This window comes from Stenotrophomonas sp. 14P6.2.3, from assembly GCF_057799055.1.
Window position 1 is genome coordinate 42,601 of sequence record NZ_JBYOLA010000012.1, and the last position, 21,295, is coordinate 63,895.

The following is a 21,295-nucleotide window of genomic DNA, read 5'->3' on the forward strand; positions in this document are numbered from 1 at the left end:
CTACCTGGGAAGCAGTAGATCCACGTCATGCATGGATGGGGCGTTTCCGACCGCCCGTCATATCACTTGTAGAAATCGCTCCGCCCACCGGGCTGGCGCTTGAAGCGGCGGTGGATCCACAGGTACTGGTCCGGTGCCTCGCGCACCATCTGTTCGATGGCCTGGTTCACCCGCGCGGTATCGGCTTCTACATCTTCGCTGGGGAAATTCTCCAGCGGCGCACCAATCTTCAGGAAGTACTTCCCGCCTTCGCGGCGATGGAAGTAGGGGATGACCGCGCAACCGGTCATCCGCGCCAGCTGGTGGGTCGCGGTGATGGTGGATGCGGTGTGGCCGAAGAACGGCACGAACACGGTGTCCTTGCCGCGCATGTCCTGGTCGGGCGCGTACCAGAGGAAGCCGCCCTTCTTCAGGTGGCGCACCGTCGCGCGGATATCCTCGTTGGCGTACATCGCCTTGGCATAGCGCAGGCGGCCGAACTTCACCGCCCACTCGTACACCGGGTTCTTGTGCTTGCGGTACATGCCGGACAGGTCGACGTGGTCGCACAGCAGGCGGCCGCACATCTCCAGGGTCATGAAGTGGCCCGAGACCAGCAGCACGCCGCGACCTTCGGCCTGCATCTGCTTGAGGTGTTCCAGCCCTTCGATGTGCACCTGCGGGCGGATGCTGTCGATGCTGCCCCACCAGGAGCGCGCGCATTCGAAGATGCCCACGCCCAGTGCATCGAAGCTGTCGCGCACCAGGCGCTTGCGCCAGGCCTCTTCCTTCTCGGGGAAGCACAGCTTGAGGTTGACCTCGGCGGCATGGCGGCGGCTGCCGGCCAGACGCCAGGCGATCGAGCCGACCCCGCGGCCGAGCGCGCGCTGCAGCATCCACGGCAGCCGGGCGATCCCGAAGGCAGTGAACATGACGGCAAACATCGGCCAGTTGCGTGGATCACGCAGCGACGGACGGACGGCGGTGGTGGCATCGGACATGCCGCCATTCTACCAACCCGGCCGCGTGTCTTTCCCGGGGGGCTCCCGTATCCTTGCCGCATGCGTAAAGACCCTGTCGAATGGATCCTGCGTGGCCTGTACTCGGCCGTGCTGTACCTCCTGCTGCCGATCACCGTGTACCACCTGGTCTGGCGCGGCTTCCGGGTCCGTGAATACTTCCGGCGCTGGGATGAACGCTATGCGTCCTATCCGCAGCCGAGCGGCCAGCCACGGGTCTGGCTGCATGCGGTCTCGGTGGGCGAGGTCAACGCCGCTGCGCCGCTGGTCAATGCACTGCGCGAGCAGCGGCCGGACATCCGCTGGGTCATCACCACCATCACCCCGACCGGCTCGGAACGGGTGCGCGCGCTGTGGGGCGACGCGCTCGACCATGTGTACCTGCCGTACGACGTGCCGGGCAGCGTCAACCGCTTCCTCGGCCACTTCCAGCCCAGCCTGGCGCTGATCCTGGAAACCGAGCTGTGGCCGAACATGCTGTTCGGCTGCCGCGACCGTCGCATTCCGGTCTACATCCTCAATGCACGCCTGTCGGCCCGATCGCTGCGTGGCTACCGGGTGCTGGCAGCACTGATCCGGCGTGCGCTGCGCACGGTCACCTGCGTGGCCGCACAATCGCAGGATGACGCCGCACGCTTCGTGCAGCTGGGCGCGGCGCCGGAACAGGTGCAGGCGCTGGGCAACCTGAAGTTCGACATCGCCACACCGGACGTGCAGCCCTTCATCGAACAGTTCCATGCCCATGTACCGGCCACGCGCCCGGTATGGATCGCGGCCAGCACGCATGATGGCGAAGAGCAGGCGGTGATCGACCTGCACCGCCGTCTGCGCCAGCAGCATCCGGACCTGCTGCTGCTGTGGGCGCCGCGGCATCCCGAGCGCTTCCCAAAGGTGGAAGCGCTGGCCCGCGAGCAGGGCTGGAGCGTGGCGACGCGGCGCGCGCAGCAGTGGCCAGGGGCCGGCAGCGATGTCTTCGTCATCGACACGCTGGGTGAACTGATGCCGTTCTACGGCTGCGCCCAGGTTGCCTTCGTCGGTGGCAGCCTGCAGGCCATCGGTGGGCACAACCTGCTGGAGCCTGCGGCAATGGGCACCGCAGCGGTGACCGGCCCGCACCTGCACAACTTCGCCGAGATCTCGCGGCGCATGCGTGAAGCCGGCGCACTGCTGATCGGCGAGGACGCGCAGGCGGTGGGCGATCTGCTGCTGCACCTGCTCGACGACGCGCAGGCGCGCGAGGACATGGCCCGCGCCGGTTGCACACTGGTCAGCAATGGGCGCGGCGCGCTGCAGCGGACCCTGCAGCTGGTGGCTCCGCACCTGCCGCCACCGCTGGCCTGAGACCCTGCCAGTTGCCATCAGGGGTCTCAAGGCCAACCCGGCCTTGGCCCTGTCGTGATCGCCTGCATCAAGCCTGCTTGATGGCGTTGAAAGTGTCGTAGCCGGACCGCTCCCACCGCTCGCGGCGTGCAGGCTGTCACATCATCGTGGCTACGGCGCCGATTCCGATTCCGCCTACCGCGTCAGGCTGCCAGCCTGTTGTCGACCACGCTTGGGCGACATCAAGGGAGCTTTGAATGATTGGCGACAACGGAAGCGCGCAGCAGCCCAGCGAGAAGACCGGGGGGCTGGGCACCGACCATCTGCTGGTGGTGGCGCTGACCCTGCTGTTGGGGGGCAGCGTTGTCGCCCTGGTCGGCCAGCACACGGCGGCGCAGGCGGGGCCCGCCATTGTTCTCAGTCTGTTGCTGGCGGCGCTGGGTGCGGTGCCGATGCTGTATTGCCTTCGTATGGCGATGCGGCGTCTACCGAATCCTTCAGGTCTGCATGCTCTGCTGCGTGCCGCCTGGGGCAAGCTGTTCGCGGATGTACTGGTGATTGCCCTGCTGCTGGAGCTGACGGCGACCACCGCAGGCCTGGCGCAATCGATGGCGCGCCATCTGTATGCAGCCGCTGAGGTCATCGATGCGGCTCCCGCGCAATGGGTGACATTGCCGCTGGCGGCTTCGATCATGGTGTTGCTGCTGGGGGCCGCCACTGCAGTGCTGCGGACGCCGCGCGTGCTGCTGTTGGCCAGTGCACTGCTGACAGTGAAGCTGGGCGTTGGCCTGCTGCTGTTGTTGCTGGCAGCACGTCATGTGCACTATGCGAATTGGATTTCATGGCTGCCATCGGCTACCGCGCCCTATCGCTTCGGGCTGGGCGGCGTGCTTGCAGCTGGCGTGGCATTGCTCGGTGTGCTGCTCGGTGCAGGCTTGCTGGCAGGGTTTGCCGGCGGGGTGCCGCAGCCTCGTTCGCAGGTTTCCAGAGCCGCCGGCGCAGCGGTGCTGATGGCGATGCTGTGGCTGATGGTATTGGCGGCGCTGCAGTCCGGCCTGGTCGAATTTTCTGCGCTGGCCAGCACGCGACCGCTGTCGGTGGCATTGCAGGGTGTGCCGCAGCTGCAATGGTTGCTGCCACTGTTGCCGTTGGCGGGCGGCGCGGGGCTGGCGGCCCTGCAGTTGGTATCGCTGCTGTTGGCCGCGCGCTTGGGGGTGGAGGTCTGGCCGCCGGAGCCGGGCGATGCGGGCACCGATGCGCATCTGCGGGTGACGATTGCGCTGACCATGCTGGCGGCGACGTTGGCGCTGTCGATGCCGGAGGGCTGGCTTCCACAGCTGCCGGGGCCTGCTGGCCTGCTGGTACTGGCCGCCGTATGCCTCGGCGTTGCCCGCAGCCAATGGCAGGCGCGGGCGGCGGCTGGCGAACGGCGGCTCATCCCGATGCTGCTCGCTCCTGTAGCGACCGCACTGTGTCTGTTGCCGGCAGTCACGTCCCGCTTGTTCGTACCGGTGCTGATGGTGCTGGCGGTCGTGCTGGCAGCCGCCCTGATACGTCGACATGCGGGGCGTTCGCGCTAGCACCATGCGCGGCGCCTTCCATCTGCAATCAATAAAAAAAGCCACCCTCGCGGGTGGCTTTCTTATCAGACCGGTGGCGCCGACTCAGTTCGTGGTCGTGGACGGGTTGCCCGCGTCCTGGGTCAGCAGGCGGTTGAGGTCCTGCAGTTCGGCGACATCCAGGCCACCCACGGCCTGGCTCAGCAGCAGGCGGTTCTGCAGGAAGTTGTAGCGGGCCTGCGCGTAATCCAGCTGGGCGGAGAACAGGATGCGCTGGTTCTGGATCACGTCCAGCACCGTGCGGGTACCCACTTCCAGGCCGACCTGCGAAGCGTCGTAGGCGCTCTGTGCGGAAACCACGGCCAGACGGCGGGCTTCCACTTCGCTGATGCCCTGTACCAGGGTCTGGTAGGCATTGCGCGTGTTGCGGTCCAGCGCGCGCTTCTGCTGCTCGAAACCATCCTGGGCGATATCACGCTGGGCCAGGGCCTGGCGCACGCCGGACTGGGTGGCGCCGCCAGAGAAGATCGGCACGCTCAGGGTCAGGCCGATGCTGTTGGTGCGTGCATCGGGTGAGAGCGAACCGGCGCCGACGCTGTCGCCCCAGGTCGCGCTCTTGCCCCAGCTGCCGCCCAGCGACAGGGTCGGATAGTGGCCGCCACGGGCCGCCTGCACGCCGGCTTCGGCGGCACCGACCTTCAGTTCCTGCGCCTTCAGCGCCGGGTTCTGCGTGGTCGCCTGCTGCACCAGCTGGTCCAGGTTGCCGCGGTTGGCCGGCACTTCCGGACGGAAATCGGCCGGCAGGCCCTTCAGGTTCATCACCGGCTGGCCGGTCAGTTCGGTCAGGGCCTGGTAGTTGTCGGCCAGGGTGTTCTGCGCAACGATCGCGTTGGCGCGCGCCTGGTCGTACTGGGCGCGTGCTTCGTGCACGTCGGTGATCGGCGCCAGGCCCACTTCCAGGCGCTTGTCGGCGAAGTCGAACTGCTTCTTCGCGGCCGCTTCGTTGGTCTGTGCGGCGTTCAGCGATTCGATCGCCACCAGCACGTTGAAGTAGGCCGCCGAGGTGCGCACGATCAGGTTGTCGTTGGCCGAGTCGAGGGTGAAATCAGCCGCCTTGCTCAGCTCGCGCTGCGAACGCAGGTTGTTGATCTGCGTCCAGTTGAACAGCGTCTGGGTGCCATCGACCGTGTAGTTGCGGCGCTTGCTGGTGACCGAACCGGAGTTGGCATCGGCATTGGCCTCGCTACGCGTGCGGTTCAGCGTGGCCTGGCCATTGATCTGCGGCAGCAGGGCAGCGCGCGCCTGCACGGCGCCTTCCTTGTCGTACAGCCGGGTGGATTCGGCGGCGGACAGCTGCGGGTCGCCATTGCGCGCCATTTCATAGACCTGCAGCAGGTCGGCGGCATGGGCGGACAACGGCAGCAGGGCAGTGGCCAGCGCAACAGCGAGGGATCGGCGGATCATTGCGGCTTCCTTGGACTCAGAGGTGGAACTGGGGGGCCGGGGCGGCACCACGCAGGTAATCGATATCGGTCTCGAACAGCGACTCGGTGCTGCCATCGGCCTTCACCAACAGCGCTTCCATGGCCGGCGAACGGCCCTGGATGACATACAGACGACCACCCGGACGCAACCACGAAGCGAACTGTGACGGCACCACGTCAACGGCGCCAGTGACACAGATCACGTCGAAGCGGCGTTCGGTCTGCCAGGCCAGGCCATCGGCCACTTCCACGCGCACGTTGGTGCCCAGGCCGGTGGTATCCAGGCGGGCGCGCGCAGCGGCGGCCAGCTCCGGATCGATTTCCAGGCTCAGCACGTCGCGCGCGAGCGCGCCGATGCAGGCCGACAGGAAGCCGCTGCCGGTGCCGATTTCCAGCACTTCGTCACCCGGCTGCAGATCCAGTGCCTGCAGGGTACGACCCTCGACGACCGGCTTCATCATCTTCTGGCCGTTGCCGATCGGCAGTTCGACATCGGCATAGGCCAGCGCCCGGTGCGCGTCGGCGACGAAGGCCTCGCGCGGCAGGCGGGCCAGGACGTCGAGCACCTTGATGTCCAGCACGTCCCAGGGACGGATCTGCTGTTCCACCATCAGTTCGCGGGCGTGGGCGTAATCAATCGTCATGAGGTTCAAATCCAGCGCAGTGGGCCGGCCATTTTACCGGTGCCGGAGGCCGGCGGCGCGCCCAGAGCATCTGCTGCGGGGTGGCCGGGGTCGCAGTGCCGGAAGTCATCGCGACCTCCGGTTCGTTCAGTTTTGGTTATCCAGCGGTTCCAGCCTCTCGCGGGGCGTAGGCGCGGAGGAAGAAATCCACGCTGGCGGCCACGTGGATCGCAGCATCGGTCTCGACGGGTGACAGTGGCATGCCGCACATCATATGCATGTGCACTTCGCCCTTCACCAGGGTCAGGAACTGCTGGCCGGCGATGTAGCAGTCGGGGATGTCCAGTTCGCCGCGCTCGGCACGCAAGCGCATGAAATCGGCCAGCGCCTCGCAGGTGCGTTGGGGGCCGGCCTGCCAGAACAGTTCGCGCAGGCGCTCGTCGGTCTCCGGGGCCATCATCACCCGCTGGATCGACAGGGCCGCGTCGGAGGTGATCATCTCGAAGAACGCCATGCCGATGCCCAGCAACTGGTCGCGCAGGGGGCCTTCGACGTCGGCCACGAACAGCGCGTCGGGCAGCATCTCGATGCACTTGGACTGCACAGCTTCGGAGAACAGGGTCTCTTTGTCGCCGAAATGGCTGTATACGGTCAGCTTCGAGACGCCGGCCTGGGCCGCGATGCTGTCCATGCTCACGCCGCTGTAGCCCTGTTCGATGAACAGTGTCTTGGCTGCCTCGAGTATCGCCGCGCGCTTGCCCAGATCCTTGGGGCGCCCGGGACCGGCAGCCTTGGCAGCGGGCTTGGCCGACGGCTTTCGGGAAGTGGGAGAACTCATTCCGCTAATACTAGACCAAGCGGTTCGATATTTATACTATACCGGCTGGTTCACTAATGTCCGCGTTGCAACAGTATGTTGCCGGCGCGTTCCCCCCGGATTTCTTTTCAGGTCCTGTACCTCATGAAAAACATGCGTTGGTTGGGCGTAGGCGTACTGGTCGTGGTGTTGGCAGCGTGCGGCAAACAGGCTGCCGAGCCGGTGGCGGCCATTCCGGTGCTGGTGGTGCATCCCACCACGCAGGACGGACAAGCCGCGGCCGCCTACCCCGGCGAGGTGCGTGCCCGCCAGGAAAGCCCGCTGTCGTTCCGCGTTGGCGGCAATCTGGTCAAGCGTCACGTCGACGCAGGCGAGCGGGTGAAGAAGGGCCAGCTGCTGGCTGAGCTGGATGCGGCCGACTACGCCTCGCAGGCGGCGGCATCGCAGGCGCAGCTGGCGGCGGCGGAAGCAGACCTGGTACGCGCCCGTGATGACCAGAAGCGCTACGCCAAGCTGGCCGAAGACCAGCTGGTGAGCCGCTCGGCACTGGACCAGCAGACGGCGGCGTTCAAGGCCGCACAAGGCCAGGCCAATGCCGCCCGGGCCAATCTTGCCGTGGCCCGCAACCAGGCCGAGTACGCGCAGCTGCGCGCGCCCGCCGATGGCGTGATCGCCAGCCGCCAGGCCGAAGCCGGGCAGGTCGTGAGCGCTGGGCAGACGGTGTTCACCCTGGCCGCCGACGGTGGCCGCGAGGTGCTGATCGCGCTGCCGGAAAGCAACATCCGCGACTACAAGGTCGGCCAGTCGGTACAGGTGGAACTGTGGAACCGCCCGGGCCAGCTGCTGCCGGGCACCCTGCGCGAGATCGCACCGGCCGCCGATGCACAGGCCCGCACCTATGCCACCCGGGTCAGCCTGGCGCCGGAAGCGCTGAGCGAAGTGGAACTGGGCCAGAGTGCGCGGGTGTTCGCCACCGCCGGGCGCAGCGGTGCGTTGCAGCTGCCGCTGGCGGCCGTACTGCGCGGCAGTGATGGCAAGGCCAGCGTGTGGGTGGTCAATCCGTCCAATGGTGCGCTGAAGGCAACTCCCGTGCAGGTCGGTGCCTATGGCGCGCAGGCCGTGCCGGTCGTGTCCGGTGTGGGCGCGGCGGACTGGGTGGTCGCTGCCGGCGGCCATCTGCTGCGCGAAGGCCAGGTGGTGACGCCGGTCGATCGCCAGAACCGCCCGGTGCTGGCACCGTCGGCCGCCACGCCGGCGCCGGCCGCAGGCAAGGGGCACTGACCCGTGCGCCGCTTCAATCTCTCCGAATGGGCGCTGGGCAACCGTGCGCTGGTGTTGTTCGCGATGCTGGCGTTCGCCGTCATCGGTGCCTGGTCGTACAAGCACCTGGGCCAGTCCGAAGATCCGCCGTTCACCTTCAAGGCGATGGTGGTACGCACGATGTGGCCGGGCGCCACCGCCGAGCAGGTCTCGCGGCAGGTGACCGAGCCGATCGAAAAAGCACTGATGAACACCGGCGAGTACGAGTTCATCCGCTCGTACTCGCGGCCGGGCGAATCGCAGGTGATCTTCATGGCGCGCGACAGCCTGCGCTCCAAGCAGATCCCGGACCTGTGGTACCAGGTGCGCAAGCGCGTGGGCGATATCCGCGCGACGCTGCCGAGGGAAATCGTCGGGCCCTTCTACAACGATGAGTTCGGCGACACGTTCGGCAACATCTATGCGCTGACCGGCGAAGGCTTCGACTACGCCGTGATGCGCGACTATGCCGACCGCATCCAGCTGGAGCTGCAGCGCGTGCCCGACGTCGGCAAGATCGACCTGGTCGGCCTGCAGGACGAGAAGGTGTGGATCGAGCTGTCCAACACCAAGCTGGCCACGCTGGGCGTATCGCTGCAGCAGGTGCAGCAGGCATTGGCCGACCAGAATGCGGTCAGCGCCACCAGCTTCTTCGAAACCCCGACCGACCGCGTGCAGCTGCGCGTGACCGGGCAGTTCGATTCGATCGAGGACATCCGCAGATTCCCGATCCAGGCGGGCGAACGCACGCTGCACCTGGGCGACATCGCCGAGGTCAAGCGCGGCTTTGCCGACCCCTCTTCGCCGAAGATGCGCTTCATGGGCCAGGATGCAATCGGCCTGGCGGTGGCGATGAAGGACGGCGGTGACATCCTCAAGCTCGGCGCCACCCTGGATGCCGAATTCGAACGCCTGCAGAAGACCCTGCCGGCCGGCATGCAGCTGCGCAAGGTGTCCGACCAGCCACATGCGGTGGAAGAGTCGGTGGGCGAGTTCGTGCAGGTGCTCACCGAAGCGGTGGTGATCGTGCTGCTGGTCAGCTTCTTCTCTCTGGGCCTGCGTACTGGCCTGGTGGTGGGCGTGACCATTCCGCTGGTGCTGGCGATGACCTTCTTCGTCATGCACTACTTCGATATCGGCCTGCACAAGATTTCGCTGGGTGCCCTGGTGCTGGCGCTGGGCCTGCTGGTGGACGATGCGATCATCGCGGTGGAGATGATGGCCACCAAGATGGAGCAGGGCTACGACCGCCTGCGCGCGGCCAGTTTCGCCTGGGAATCCACTGCATTCCCGATGTTGACCGGCACCCTGATCACTGCTGCCGGCTTCCTGCCCATCGCCACTGCCGCATCGAGCACCGGTGAATACACCCGCTCACTGTTCCAGGTGGTGACCATCGCGCTGGTGGTGTCGTGGATCGCGGCAGTGCTGTTCATCCCGTACCTGGGCGACAAGATGCTGCCGGACCTGTTCAATCCGCAGCTGCCCAAGCCGGACAGTCTGGCCGGCCGTTGGCGCGCCAAACGCCTGCAGTGGGCTGACCGCCATCCGTCGCTCGCGCGCTGGATCGCGCCGAAGGAGCATGCGCACGATCATGATCCGTACCAGCGGCCGTTCTACACCCGCTTCCGGTCGTTCCTGGATACCTGCCTGCGCCATCGCTGGTGGGTGATCGGTGCGACCATCGCACTGTTCATCGGCTCGCTGATGCTGTTCCGTTTCGTGCCGCAGCAGTTCTTCCCCGATTCGACCCGCCCGGAACTGATGGTGGACATCGAACTGGCCGAAGGTGCGTCGCTGGCCGCGACCCAGGCACAGGCCGACAAGCTGGAGAAGCTGTTGAAGGGCCGCGAAGGCATCAGCAACTTCGTGGCCTACGTCGGTACCGGTTCGCCGCGCTTCTACCTGCCGTTGGACCAGCAGCTGCCGGCCACCAACTTCGCCCAGTTCGTGGTGCTCACCGAAGACGCCAAGGCTCGGGAATCGACCCGCGACTGGATGCTGAAGGAAGTTATAAAGCAGTTCCCCGATGTGCAGATGCGCGTGACGCGCCTGGAGAATGGGCCGCCGGTCGGCTATCCGGTGCAGATGCGCGTGTCCGGCGAGCACATCGCACAGGTGCAGGCGATTGCGCGCAAGGTCGAGGCCAAGGTGCGCGAGAACCCGCACGTGATGAACGTGAACCTGGACTGGAGCGAGCCGAGCAAGGTGGTGCGGCTGGTGATCGACCAGGACCGCGCACGCGCGCTGGGTGTCAGCAGTGCGCAGGTCAGCCAGTTCCTCAGCAGTTCGTTGTCGGGCATGAGCGTGAGCACCTATCGCGAAGGCAACCGCCAGATCGAGATGCTGCTGCGTGGCCCGGACAACGAGCGCGCGCAGCTGGACCTGCTCGGCAGCCTGGCGATTCCGACCAGCAGTGGCACCGCGGTGACGCTGTCGCAGGTCGCGCGGCTGGAATACGCCTTCGAGGACGGCATCATCTGGCACCGCAACCGCCTGCCGACGGTGACCGTGCGTGCCGACATCAGTGATGGCAAGCAGCCGTTGGACGTGGTGCAGCAGATCGTGCCGACGCTGGATGGCATCCGTGCCGAGTTGCCCAGCGGCTACCTGCTGGAAACCGGCGGCTCGGTGGAGGATTCGGCACGCGGCCAGAACTCGATCAAGGCCGGCATGCCGCTGTTCCTGATCGTGGTGGCCACGTTGCTGATGCTGCAGCTGCGCAGCTTCTCGCGTGCAGCGATGGTGCTGGTGACCGCGCCGCTGGGCATCATCGGTGCGACGCTGTTCCTGCTGCTGTTCCGCGCGCCGTTCGGCTTCGTGGCGTTGCTGGGCACCATCGCGCTGGCGGGCATGATCATGCGTAATTCAGTGATCCTGATCGACCAGATCCAGCAGGACATCGATGCCGGGCATGACCGCTGGCATTCGATCATCGATGCGACGGTGCGGCGTTTCCGCCCGATCGTGCTGACCGCGCTGGCCGCGGTGCTGGCAATGATTCCGCTGTCGCGCAGTGCGTTCTACGGCTCGATGGCGATTTCGATCATGGGTGGATTGATCGTGGGCACGGTGCTGACGCTGGTGTTCCTGCCGGCGCTGTATGCGGCGTGGTTCCGGGTCAAGCCGGACGAATCCGGGGCGTAATGCCCCGGGTTTCCCGGGCCGCCGCCCCTGGTAGGTGCCAACCTTGGTTGGCATGGATGCGTGCATCCACGCATGGCGTGGATCTACCAGTAGAGCCACCCCATGGGTGGCTGCGGGCTTCCGGGCTCCGTCATCCACGCATGGCGTGGATCTACTGCAGCTGGCCATTGCCCTGGTAGGTGCCAACCTTGGTTGGCGCGGATGCATGCATCCACCCATGGCGTGGATCTACTGCAACTGGCCGCTGCCCTGGTAGGTGCCAACCTTGGTTGGCACGGATGCATGCATCCACGCATGGCGTGGATCTACCAGTAGAGCCACCCCATGGGTGGCTGCGGATGTCCTGGCCCGCCCATCCACGCATGGCGTGGATCTACTGCAGGTGCAAACCGCCCCGCAACAAGGGCTCCAGCCAATCCAGGAACACCTGCACACGTTGCGCGCGATGCTGCCGATGCGGCAGCAACAGGGTCACCGGCAGCGGCTGCGCGACGTGCTGCGGCATCACTTCCACCAGTACACCGGAGTGCAGTTCGGCCTGCACGTCGTAGCGCGGAATCTGCAGCAGTCCCAGCCCTGCGACGCAGCAGGCAATCGATGCCTCGGCGCTGTTCACCCGCACCCAGCCGGTCATCGGCAGCGTGCGCAGCTGCGCGCCGTCCTGCCATTCCCACGCCTCCACCCGCGCCGTGGTCGGCGATGCGTAGTTCACCGCGCGGTGCTGCTGCAGGTCGGCAGGATGCTGCGGTACGCCGTGCTCGTGCAGATACGCAGGCGCGGCAACGTTGACGAAGTCCAGCTGGCCCAGCGTGCGGGCCACCAGGCTGGAGTCACCCAGCTGGCCCACCCTCAGCACCGCATCGCAGCCGTCCTCGATCAGATTCACCGCGCGATCGGTCATGCCCAGGTCCAGCTCGACCTGCGGATGCCGTGCGAAGAAGTCGGGCAGGGCCGGGGCGATGATGCGGCGACCGATCCGGCTGGGCACATCGATCTTCAACAGGCCCTTCGGCTGTGCGTCGTCCTGGCGGAACAGCGACTCGGCATCTTCCATTTCGGCGATCAGGCGCAGGCAGCGCACGTAGAAGGTGTCGCCATCGTGCGTGGTGGAAACCCTGCGGGTGGAGCGCTGCAGCAGGCGTGTGCCCAGACGCTGCTCCAGTTCCGCCACGGCCGCCGAGACGGTGGAGCGGGGCAGGCCGAGCTGGTCGGCGGCGCGGGTGAAGCTGGTGCACTCCACCACCCGGGCAAAGATGCGGAAACGCTCGATCCGGTCCATTGTTCGCCCACCCTGGAAAGTTAAGTCAATGTTGCGGGCTTTATCCGCGATTTCTGCACGATATCGTCGTCAGCACAGGGTTGCCAGTCCGGCAGCCCCCTACCGGGACCGATGCCATGACCGACCACCGTATCCAGGGCAAGACCGTGCTGATCGCCGGCGGTGCCAAGAACCTCGGGGGGCTGATCGCCCGCGACTTCGCCGAGCAGGGCGCCAAGGCCATCGTCATCCACTACAACAGCGCCGTCACCCAAGCCGATGCCGAGGCGACCGTTGCAGCCGTGCAGGCCGCAGGTGCAAAGGCCGTGGCGTTGCAGGCCGATCTGACCTCGGCCGCGGCAATGGAGCGGCTGTTCGCCGACGCGGTTGCCGCCGTCGGTCGCCCTGACATCGCCATCAACACCGTCGGCAAAGTGCTGAAGAAGCCGATGCTGGAGATCAGCGAAGCGGAGTACGACCAGATGAGCGCGGTCAACGCGAAGACGGCGTTCTTCTTTCTCAAGGAGGCCGGACGCCATGTCAACGAAGGTGGCCGCATCTGCACGCTGGTCACTTCACTGCTCGGCGCGTTCACTCCGTTCTACTCCAGCTATGCCGGCACCAAGGCGCCGGTGGAACACTTCACCCGCGCAGCATCGAAGGAATTTGGCGAGCGTGGGATTTCGGTGACCGCGATCGGCCCCGGGCCGATGGATACGCCGTTCTTCTATCCGGCCGAGAGTGCCGATGCGCAGGCGTATCACAAGACCGCCGCGGCGCTGTCGGCGTTCACCCGCACCGGCCTGACCGACATCGCCGACATCGTGCCGTGGATCCGCTTCCTGGTGACCGACGGCTGGTGGATGACCGGGCAGACCATCCTGGTCAATGGTGGTTACACCACAAAGTAGAGGCACGCGAGGCTTGAGTTCATGCCGTAGTTCCACGCCATGCGTGGATGCTCCTGGCTTCATTCACGCATGGCGTGGATCTACTGTTGGTCCCCAAGTGGACAGCTTCAGAGCGTTCACGGGCACAATAGCGGCCAGTTCCAGGGCCGGAGCGCCTGCCATGTTCTTCCGTACGACCTGCGCCTCGGCGCTGCTGCTGGTCGCCTGCAGCGGCTCTGCCATTGCGCAGCCGGCAGACGCCGATGCTCTGCTGTTCCAGCATGACCTGCGGGACGTACTTGAGTGCGGCGCGAGCGCGGACGTCCAGGAGGCCGTCGTCAGCCGCCTGCGCGCGGCACGCTACGCCGACGCTGCCGAACGACTGCCGTACCTGCGCGACTGGCGATTCGAGCAGGAAGGTGAGGATGACGATCACCGGGTGACCGTCATCACTCCGCCACAGTCGATCACCGTCCACGGTGTCGAAGTGCCACGGCTGTTCGCTGATGCGTTCGGGTTCTCGATTGCGCTGGACCCCGCACAGCGCGATCGTATCGTCGCTGCGCACGGCTTGCGGCTGCAGTCGAGCACGCTGCAGGAGCCGTTCGAGCTATGGTCGACGCCCACCACACCGATCATCGTACGCAGTGTGGGCGACGGCTATCGACTGGGCTGTGCTCCTTCCACGAACGGTAACAGGGCAGCGGTGCGTCAGCTGCCGGCTGTTGAAGTCCAGGACCTGCAGGATGCCATTCACTGCCGCGCCGATGAAGGCGGCATGCGCCGGCTGCAGGCGTTCTGGCAGCGGCTTTCCGAACAGCCGCAGTTCGAATGGCCGCAGGATGTCCGTTCGGTCAACGAGGTGAACTACACCGTTGGTGATGATGATCTGCACCTGCTGCTGATCGGGTTGCAGGTGCCTGTCCAGGCGTACGGCGTTTCCACGCATACGATTGCGCTGGCGTTCGGTGGATTCTTCGGCGCGGATCTGGGGGGTGTTGCGGTTGCGCCAGTGCTAGCCCAGGCGGGCATGGACACCTCGCATACGGTCGGCAAGGATGCGTGGCAGCGCCTGTTGCCGCCGGTTGCTTTCAGCGGTGGTAGTTGGATCCCGCAGCACATCGTGATGCGCACCGACGAAGGTCGCGTTGTTGCCGGTTGCGCCAGCGACTACGCGCGCAGCACGTCGCGCTGAGCGGATCTCGTGCCGGGCAACCAGCAGCAGGCGGGGTAGGGCTCGCCGCTACCGATGGACATGCAAAGGGTGCCGGGCATGTCCCGGCACCCGCGTGCTTCATCCCAGCTTGGCCAGCACCGCGTCGGTGGCCGTCGCCGTGCTCACCGCGTGCCCCTTGGCGGCCAGATCCGCGGTGAACACGCCATCGTCCAGCACCGCGTGCACCGCCGCTTCCACTGCTGCGGCTTCGGCTTCCAACCCCAGCGAATGGCGCAGCAGCATCGCCGCACTGAAGATCGTCGCGTACGGGTTGGCGATGCCCTTGCCGGCGATGTCAGGTGCCGAACCGTGGATCGGTTCGTAGATGCCGACCGCTCCCGGCTCGCCCAGCGATGCCGACGGCAGCAGGCCCAGCGAACCGGCCAGCATCGAGGCTTCATCGGTGAGGATGTCGCCGAACATGTTCTCGGTGACGATCACGTCGTACTCGCGCGGCTTGGCCAGCAGGTGCATCGCCATCGAATCGACCAGTTGATGTTCCAGCGCGACGTCCGGGAATTCCTCGCGGCCGATGCGCGCGGCAACGTCACGCCACAGGCGTGAGGTTTCCAGCACGTTGGCCTTGTCCACCGAGGTGACCTTGGCGCGCCGCTGCTGCGCCAGCCGGAACGCACTGCGCAGCACGCGCTCGATCTCGGCCACGGTGTAGCGGCACAGATCGCTGGCGCTGTCGGCATCGCGGGTCTTGTCGCCGAAGTAGATGCCACCGGTCAGTTCGCGCACCACCACGAAGTCCACGCCCTGCAGCAGCTCGGCCTTGATCGGCGATGCGTGCAGTGCGGCTTCGTGGGTGCGCACCGGACGCAGGTTGGCATACAGGCCCAGCGCCTTGCGGATCGCCAGCAGGCCCTGTTCCGGGCGCACCTTGGCGTTAGGGTCGGACCACTTCGGGCCGCCCACCGCGCCCAGCAGCACCGCGTTGGCGGCCTGGCAGGCGGCCAGGGTCGAGGCAGGCAGCGGTTCGCCGTGACGGTCGATGGCGATGCCACCGATGTCGTGCTCGCTGAAGGTGAAGGTGTGGTTGAAGCGTTCGGCCACGGCGTTCAGGACGGCGACCGCAGCAGCGGCCACTTCCGGGCCGATGCCATCACCGGGCAGGACAACAATCTCAGCGTGCATGCTCACTCTCGTAACGTTCGATTTCAGGGAAACGGCCCAACAGATAACCCAGTTGATCGACGCCTTCCAGCAGGCAGGTCTGCGAGAAGCCGTCCAATGGGAAGGAATACACGCGGCCATCGGGCGTGCGCAGTTCGCGCGTGGCCACGTCGATGGTCAGCTCGTCGTCCGGACGCTGCATCAACACCTGCACGTCGGCTTCGTCCAGCACGATCGGCAGCAGGCCATTCTTCAGCGAATTGCCGCGGAAGATATCGGCGATCTCGCTGCTGACGATGGCGCGCAGGCCGAGGTCGGTCAGCGCCCAGGGTGCATGCTCGCGCGATGAGCCGCAGCCGAAGTTGCGCCCGGCCAGCAGGATGTTGCGGCCGGCGTTGTGCGGCTGGTTGAAGGCGAAATCGGCCACGGGGGAGCCATCGGCCTGCCAGCGCCAGTCGTTGAATGCATTGCGGCCCAGCCCGGCGCGCTCGGTGGTGGACAGGAACCGGGCCGGAATGATCTGGTCGGTATCGATATTGGTCTGGCGCAGCACCACGCTGGCCGAACGCAGGGTACGGAAGCCGCTCATCAGGCCACCTCCTGTGCGAACAGTTCACGGGCATCGGCGACGTGGCCCTGCACGGCGGCCCAGGCAGCACTCATCGGCGAGGCCAGCAGGGTGCGCGAGCCCGGGCCCTGGCGGCCTTCGAAATTGCGGTTGCTGGTGCTGACCGCCAGTTGGCCGGGGGCGACCAGATCGCCATTCATGGCGATGCACATCGAACAGCCCGGCTCGCGCCACTCGGCACCGGCCGCGCGCACGATCTCATGGATGCCCTCGGCCTCGGCCTGGCGCTTGACGATTTCCGAGCCGGGTACCACCAGCATGCGCACGCGCTCGGCGACGCGACGACCGCGCAGCACCTGCGCCACTTCGCGCATGTCGCTCAGGCGGCCGTTGGTGCAGGAGCCGACGAAGACCACGTCCACCGGCGTGCCGGCCAATGTCTGCCCCGCCTGGAAGTGCATGTAATCCAGGCCCTTCTGCGCGGCGGCATCGTTGGCCGCCGGGATCGGCGCGTCCACCGCGATGGCGGTGCCGGGGTGGGTGCCCCAGGTCAGGGTCGGGCGGATGTCGGCAGCATCGATGTGCACCTCGCTGTCGAAGTGCGCGCCTTCATCGCTGCGCAGCTGCGTCCAGCGGGCCACGGCGGCGTCGAAGTCGGCGCCCTTCGGGCCACGTGGTGTATTGGCAACGAAGTCGAACGTCACTTGATCCGGCGCAACCATGCCGGCACGCGCACCGGCTTCGATCGACATGTTGCACAGGGTCATGCGCTGTTCCATGTCCATCGCTTCGATGGTGCTGCCGCGGAATTCGATCACGTGACCGGTGCCGCCATTGACGCCGATCACGCCGATGATGTGCAGCACCACGTCCTTGGCGCCGATACCCGGTGCGACCTTGCCATCGACAGTGATCGCCAGTGTCCTGGCCTTTCGCTGCAGCAGGCACTGCGTGGCCAGCACATGGCCGACTTCGCTGGTGCCGATGCCGAAGGCCAGCGACCCGAACGCGCCGTGGGTGGAGGTGTGGCTGTCGCCGCAGACGATGGTCATGCCGGGCTGGGTGAAGCCCTGTTCCGGTGCGATCACGTGGACGATGCCGCGGTTGTCCGAGGCCATGTCGAACAGCTCGATGTCGTGCTCGGCGCAGTTGCGCGCCAGCATGGCGACCTGCGCTTCGGAGGCAGCGCTGGCGTAGGGCAGCGTACCGTCGGCGGCGGCTGGCAGGGTCGGCGTGGAATGGTCCATCGTCGCCTTGGTCCGGTCCGGACGGCGCGGCTTCAGGCCGCGTTCGCGCAGCTCGGTGAAGGCCTGCGGCGAGGTCACTTCATGGATCAGGTGCAGGTCGATATACAGCACGGCGGGCGCGCTGTCGGTTTCTGGAACCACCACGTGGGCGTCCCACAGTTTGTCGTACAGGGTGCGGGGTGCGGAAGTCATGCGTTTGCCTGGCAGGAGTACGAAGTAGCGGACATCTAAGAGAAAGTAGCAGGGTCAGGTCAGCGCCGACGTGCGAGCACGCGCAGGCGCACGTAGTCAGCCAGCGGCTGTCCGGTGGCGTTGCGCGGCAGATCGGCCAGCAGGGCGGTGGCGGCATCGCGCACGGTGGCGCGCGCCTCGGCCGGCAGGTCGTCCAGCAGCGGTGCGGCGAATACCCGCAGCCAGCCGGCAACGCCGGTCGGCAGCGCGGTCGGGCGCGGCAGGCATTCGGTCAGCTGCACCTGGAAGCCATGCTGGCGCAGGCGTTCGGCGTAGCCATCGGCGGTGGGGAAGTACCACTGGAATGTGCTGGCACTATGGCCATGGGCGACGCGCGCGGCCTGCACGGCGGCAACGATCGTGGCCACGTTGCCATGACCACCGAACTCGGCGACGAAGCGGCCGCCGGGGCGCAGGGCGCGGCGCACGCCTTCCAGCACGCGGTCCGGGTTGGGCATCCAATGCAGCGCTGCGTTGCTGAACACCGCATCGAACGCGCCGTCGAAAGTCAGGGCGTGACCGTCCATCACCTGCGCATCGACACCCCGTGCACGAGCGGCGATCACCATTTCCGGTGAAGCATCGACGCCCTGCATGTGTGCGCCGCTGAGGGCCAGTTCGGTGGTGAGCACGCCATCGCCACAGCCCAGGTCGAGGATGCGCTCCCCGGCCCGCGCGTCGAGCAGACGCGCTACGGCGCCACCGAGGGTCGGCACGAAGCCGGCATCGATCGCATAGTCCTGGGCATTCCACTGCTGGCCAGCGCTGCTGGTGGCGGTTGCGGTGTCGAAGGCGCTCATCTTGGATTCCTCAGGCAGTGGCGGTGGCAGGTGCTTCAGTACTGACGCCGGCGTTGGCCTGGCGCTGCCGCAGCAGGCGGTTGGCTACGTCCAGCCAGGCCAGCGCGGAGGCTTCGATGATGTCCTTGCTGGTGCCGGTACCGTCGTACTCGACGCCTTCGTGGCGCACGCTCAGGTTGGCTTCGCCGCGCGCATCGGCACCGATGCCGACGCTGTGCACGTGGTAGCTGTCCAGCATCAGCTGCACGCCAGTGGCGGCAGACAAGGCGCCGAACAGGGCATCGACCGGGCCATCGCCCTGCGCGGTCTCGGCCACGCGATTGCCGTCCGGGTCGGACAGTTCGACCAGCGCATTGGCGCGGCTGCCGACATCGCTGATGGTCATCGAGGCCAGGCGGTAGCCCTGTGCGTTGGAGCCGCCCTGCATCAGTGTCTGCAGGTCGGCGTCGGTGACCACACGCTGCTGCTCGCACAGGCCCTTGAACTGCTCGAACACCAGCTTCAGCTCGTCTTCTTCCAGCCAGAAGCCCAGTGCGCGCAGGCGCGCTTCGACGGCGGCGCGGCCACTGTGGCGGCCCAGCACCATCTGCGAGTCCTCCCAGCCCACGTCTTCCGGACGCATGATTTCGTAGGTGCCGCGATGGCGCAGCATGCCGTGCTGGTGGATACCCGATTCATGGGCAAAGGCATTGGCGCCGACGATGGCCTTGTTGCGCTGTACCGGCATGCCGACCAGGCGCTGCAGCAGCTGCGAGGTGCCGACGATGCGCGGGGTGTCGATGGCGGTGTCCTGCTCGTAGAAGGCCTGGCGCACCTTCAACACCATCGCGATTTCTTCCAGCGAACAGTTGCCGGCGCGTTCACCGATGCCGTTGACGGTGCATTCGACCTGGCGCGCGCCACCTTCGATGGCGGCCAGTGAGTTGGCCACGGCCAGGCCCAGGTCGTTGTGGCAGTGCGCGCTGAAGATCACGTTGCCCGCGTTCGGCACATCGGCGACGCCCGCAATGACCTGCTGGAACATCGTGCGGATCTCTTCCGGCGTGGTGAAGCCGACGGTGTCGGGCAGGTTGATGGTGGTGGCGCCGGCGGCGATTGCCACGCGCGAGACCTCGATCAGGTAATCCAGCTCGGTACGGGTGGCGTCCTCGGCGGAGAACTCCACGTCATCGATGTAGGAGCGGGCCAGCGCTACGTGCCTGCGTACCGATTCCAGTACCTGCTCACGCGTCATCCGCAGCTTGTGCTCACGGTGCAGCGGGCTGGTCGACAGGAACACATGCAGGCGCGGGTTGGCCGCCGCTTCCAGCGCACGCGCCGAGGTCTCGATGTCCGCCTGCAGGCAGCGCGACAGCACCGCCAGGCTCAGGCTCGGGCGGCGCAGTTCGCGGCCGATCAGGGCCATTGCTTCGCGGTCGGACTGCGAGCTGGCCGGGAAGCCGGTCTCGATGATGTCCACGCCCAGTTCGTCCAGCGCACGCGCCATCACCAGCTTCTGCGGCGGGCTCATGCTGCAGCCGGGGGACTGCTCGCCGTCACGCAGGGTGGTGTCGAAGATGCGGATGCGCGGGGTGGTAATTCGTTCGATGGTGGTCACAGGGAAATCTCCTCGACAGCGGGCGCGACGGCTTGCAGGGGGGAAGGGGAAGGCGTTGGGAAAGCGGTGGCGGTCGCCTTGGCGGGCGAACGCGGAGTTTCTGTCCGGCGTCGGCGCGGTTTGCGTGGCGGACGCGGACGGATATCGGTGAGCAGGCCGGCGAGCACGCCGGCATCGATGTTGCCGCCGGAGACGACCGCGCACTTGCGGCGGCCGGCGACGCGACGCCCGGCGGCCAGTGCCAGCGCACCGGCGCCCTCGGCGATGATGTGTTCTTCCAGTGCCAACCGCACCAGGGTCTCGCGCAGTTCGGCTTCGCGCACGATCACCACATCGTCCAGCAGCGAGGTGCACAGGCGGCGGGTCAGGAAACCGGGAATCTTCACCCGCACGCCATCGGCCAGCGACGGCACCGGGGCGATCTCGCGCACGTCGCCGCGGATCGCGCGGGCCATCGAATCAACGCCCTCGACCTGCGCACCGACGATGCGCACGCCCTGCGACTTCAGCGCCAGGGCGACGCCGGAGGCCAGGCCACCACCGCCGATCGGTACGATCACCACGTCCGGCGCATGCGCGGCCAGCTCGATGCCGACGGTGCCCTGACCGGCGATGACATCGGCATCGTCGAACGCGGACAGGAAGCGGTAGCCGTGGCGCTGCGCCAGCTCGACGGCGAACGCGTAGGCCTCGTCATAACTGTTGCCATGCTGGCGCACCGTCGCGCCCCAATGGGCGACGCCAGCGATCTTGGTGGCCGGTGCGCCATGCGGCATCACGGCAATGGCCGGCACATCCAGGCGATAGGCGGCCCAGGCCACGCCCTGCGCGTGATTGCCGGCCGAGGCGCAGATCACCGGCCGGGTATCGCCACGTTCGCGGGCGGCCAGCAGGGCATTCAGCGCGCCGCGCACCTTGTACGAGCCGGTGCGCTGCAGGTTCTCCAGCTTCAGCCATGTGCCGAAGCGCTCGGCATGATGCAGCGGCGTGGGCGGCAGGAAGCGGCGCAGGCGGGCCTGCGCGGCCAGTACGTCGGCAACGGTTACGTCGCCGACATCGCTTTCCTTGCTGGCATCAGCGGCCGGCATGGGCCACCAGCAGGGTGTTGCCGACCACCGCGTG

General features: G+C 66.8%; 17 protein-coding genes. 6 read left to right on the top strand and 11 right to left on the bottom strand.

Going from position 1 to position 21,295, the window contains the following annotated elements; genetic code table 11:
• Positions 1-62: 62 nt before the first annotated feature.
• A complete protein-coding gene (locus AC27VL_RS11445; RefSeq protein WP_488766475.1) occupies positions 63-980 on the bottom strand; it encodes an LpxL/LpxP family Kdo(2)-lipid IV(A) lauroyl/palmitoleoyl acyltransferase in 918 nt (305 codons plus the stop codon).
• Between the two features lie 60 nt (positions 981-1,040).
• Here AC27VL_RS11445 and waaA point away from each other — a divergent pair, with 60 nt between their 5' ends.
• On the top strand, positions 1,041-2,339 hold the full coding sequence (waaA, locus tag AC27VL_RS11450) for a lipid IV(A) 3-deoxy-D-manno-octulosonic acid transferase (RefSeq protein WP_100553503.1): 1,299 nt from the start codon (positions 1,041-1,043) through the stop codon (positions 2,337-2,339).
• A 236-nt stretch (positions 2,340-2,575) separates the two neighbouring features.
• Complete coding sequence (locus AC27VL_RS11455; RefSeq protein ID WP_488766477.1) at positions 2,576-3,898, top strand: amino acid transporter; 1,323 nt, start codon at positions 2,576-2,578, stop codon at positions 3,896-3,898.
• An 84-nt stretch (positions 3,899-3,982) separates the two neighbouring features.
• Here the strand turns inward: AC27VL_RS11455 and AC27VL_RS11460 are convergent, their stop codons facing one another.
• The 3 genes from AC27VL_RS11460 to AC27VL_RS11470 all read right to left on the bottom strand — a co-directional run bounded on the left by AC27VL_RS11460 (position 3,983) and on the right by AC27VL_RS11470 (position 6,822).
• Positions 3,983-5,341 (bottom strand): TolC family outer membrane protein, encoded by a 1,359-nt coding sequence (locus tag AC27VL_RS11460; RefSeq protein WP_100553502.1) that lies wholly within the window; start codon positions 5,339-5,341, stop codon positions 3,983-3,985.
• Between the two features lie 16 nt (positions 5,342-5,357).
• Positions 5,358-6,005, bottom strand: coding sequence for a protein-L-isoaspartate O-methyltransferase family protein (locus AC27VL_RS11465; protein WP_488766480.1), 648 nt, complete (start codon positions 6,003-6,005; stop codon positions 5,358-5,360).
• A gap of 136 nt (positions 6,006-6,141) precedes the next feature.
• Positions 6,142-6,822 carry a TetR/AcrR family transcriptional regulator gene (locus AC27VL_RS11470; protein WP_089236754.1) on the bottom strand — a complete coding sequence of 227 codons (681 nt, stop codon included), beginning with the start codon at positions 6,820-6,822 and terminating at the stop codon, positions 6,142-6,144.
• A 123-nt stretch (positions 6,823-6,945) separates the two neighbouring features.
• Between AC27VL_RS11470 and AC27VL_RS11475 the strand changes: the two genes are divergently transcribed.
• Positions 6,946-8,082 (top strand): efflux RND transporter periplasmic adaptor subunit, encoded by a 1,137-nt coding sequence (locus AC27VL_RS11475; RefSeq protein WP_100553499.1) that lies wholly within the window; start codon positions 6,946-6,948, stop codon positions 8,080-8,082.
• Between the two features lie 3 nt (positions 8,083-8,085).
• Positions 8,086-11,247 carry an efflux RND transporter permease subunit gene (locus AC27VL_RS11480; protein WP_488766483.1) on the top strand — a complete coding sequence of 1,054 codons (3,162 nt, stop codon included), beginning with the start codon at positions 8,086-8,088 and terminating at the stop codon, positions 11,245-11,247.
• A gap of 373 nt (positions 11,248-11,620) precedes the next feature.
• Here the strand turns inward: AC27VL_RS11480 and AC27VL_RS11485 are convergent, their stop codons facing one another.
• Entirely contained in the window at positions 11,621-12,526 is a 906-nt protein-coding gene (locus AC27VL_RS11485) for a LysR family transcriptional regulator (protein WP_488766485.1), read from the bottom strand.
• Between the two features lie 116 nt (positions 12,527-12,642).
• Here AC27VL_RS11485 and AC27VL_RS11490 point away from each other — a divergent pair, with 116 nt between their 5' ends.
• Positions 12,643-13,416 carry an SDR family oxidoreductase gene (locus AC27VL_RS11490; protein WP_488766487.1) on the top strand — a complete coding sequence of 258 codons (774 nt, stop codon included), beginning with the start codon at positions 12,643-12,645 and terminating at the stop codon, positions 13,414-13,416.
• A gap of 43 nt (positions 13,417-13,459) precedes the next feature.
• The gene (locus tag AC27VL_RS11495) at positions 13,460-14,590 is read left to right on the top strand and encodes a hypothetical protein (protein WP_488766489.1); all 1,131 of its coding nucleotides are present in this window, start codon (positions 13,460-13,462) and stop codon (positions 14,588-14,590) included.
• A gap of 99 nt (positions 14,591-14,689) precedes the next feature.
• Here AC27VL_RS11495 and leuB read toward each other — a convergent pair whose 3' ends face one another.
• From leuB to AC27VL_RS11525, 6 genes are read right to left on the bottom strand one after another with little or no spacing between them, the layout of a single operon-like run.
• On the bottom strand, positions 14,690-15,751 hold the full coding sequence (leuB, locus tag AC27VL_RS11500) for a 3-isopropylmalate dehydrogenase (RefSeq protein ID WP_488766491.1): 1,062 nt from the start codon (positions 15,749-15,751) through the stop codon (positions 14,690-14,692).
• Positions 15,741-16,319, bottom strand: coding sequence for a 3-isopropylmalate dehydratase small subunit (gene leuD / locus AC27VL_RS11505; protein ID WP_488766492.1), 579 nt, complete (start codon positions 16,317-16,319; stop codon positions 15,741-15,743). The genes leuB and leuD overlap by 11 nt, the downstream gene beginning before the upstream one ends.
• The gene (leuC, locus tag AC27VL_RS11510) at positions 16,319-17,737 is read right to left on the bottom strand and encodes a 3-isopropylmalate dehydratase large subunit (RefSeq protein ID WP_191078527.1); all 1,419 of its coding nucleotides are present in this window, start codon (positions 17,735-17,737) and stop codon (positions 16,319-16,321) included. Before leuC ends, leuD begins: the two co-directional genes overlap by 1 nt.
• Positions 17,738-17,796: 59 nt before the next feature.
• Positions 17,797-18,576, bottom strand: coding sequence for a class I SAM-dependent methyltransferase (locus tag AC27VL_RS11515; protein ID WP_488766495.1), 780 nt, complete (start codon positions 18,574-18,576; stop codon positions 17,797-17,799).
• Positions 18,577-18,586: 10 nt separating this feature from the next.
• Positions 18,587-20,173 carry a 2-isopropylmalate synthase gene (locus AC27VL_RS11520; RefSeq protein WP_100462697.1) on the bottom strand — a complete coding sequence of 529 codons (1,587 nt, stop codon included), beginning with the start codon at positions 20,171-20,173 and terminating at the stop codon, positions 18,587-18,589.
• Positions 20,170-21,261: a threonine dehydratase gene (locus AC27VL_RS11525; protein ID WP_488766497.1), complete on the bottom strand. Its 1,092-nt coding sequence runs from the start codon at positions 21,259-21,261 to the stop codon at positions 20,170-20,172. The genes AC27VL_RS11520 and AC27VL_RS11525 overlap by 4 nt, the downstream gene beginning before the upstream one ends.
• Positions 21,262-21,295 lie beyond the last annotated feature (34 nt).

Bases quoted from the DNA above. Each gene is read 5' to 3' on its own strand.
- AC27VL_RS11525 (WP_488766497.1), bottom strand. From the start codon at position 21,261: ATGCCGGCCGCTGATGCCAGCAAGGAAAGCGATGTCGGCGACGTAACC.
- leuD (WP_488766492.1), bottom strand. From the start codon at position 16,319: ATGAGCGGCTTCCGTACCCTGCGTTCGGCCAGCGTGGTGCTGCGCCAG.
- AC27VL_RS11465 (WP_488766480.1), bottom strand. From the start codon at position 6,005: ATGACGATTGATTACGCCCACGCCCGCGAACTGATGGTGGAACAGCAG.
- AC27VL_RS11470 (WP_089236754.1), bottom strand. From the start codon at position 6,822: ATGAGTTCTCCCACTTCCCGAAAGCCGTCGGCCAAGCCCGCTGCCAAG.
- AC27VL_RS11445 (WP_488766475.1), bottom strand. From the start codon at position 980: ATGTCCGATGCCACCACCGCCGTCCGTCCGTCGCTGCGTGATCCACGC.
- AC27VL_RS11515 (WP_488766495.1), bottom strand. From the start codon at position 18,576: ATGAGCGCCTTCGACACCGCAACCGCCACCAGCAGCGCTGGCCAGCAG.
- AC27VL_RS11490 (WP_488766487.1), top strand. From the start codon at position 12,643: ATGACCGACCACCGTATCCAGGGCAAGACCGTGCTGATCGCCGGCGGT.
- AC27VL_RS11485 (WP_488766485.1), bottom strand. From the start codon at position 12,526: ATGGACCGGATCGAGCGTTTCCGCATCTTTGCCCGGGTGGTGGAGTGC.
- leuC (WP_191078527.1), bottom strand. From the start codon at position 17,737: ATGACTTCCGCACCCCGCACCCTGTACGACAAACTGTGGGACGCCCAC.
- waaA (WP_100553503.1), top strand. From the start codon at position 1,041: ATGCGTAAAGACCCTGTCGAATGGATCCTGCGTGGCCTGTACTCGGCC.
- AC27VL_RS11475 (WP_100553499.1), top strand. From the start codon at position 6,946: ATGAAAAACATGCGTTGGTTGGGCGTAGGCGTACTGGTCGTGGTGTTG.
- AC27VL_RS11460 (WP_100553502.1), bottom strand. From the start codon at position 5,341: ATGATCCGCCGATCCCTCGCTGTTGCGCTGGCCACTGCCCTGCTGCCG.
- leuB (WP_488766491.1), bottom strand. From the start codon at position 15,751: ATGCACGCTGAGATTGTTGTCCTGCCCGGTGATGGCATCGGCCCGGAA.
- AC27VL_RS11455 (WP_488766477.1), top strand. From the start codon at position 2,576: ATGATTGGCGACAACGGAAGCGCGCAGCAGCCCAGCGAGAAGACCGGG.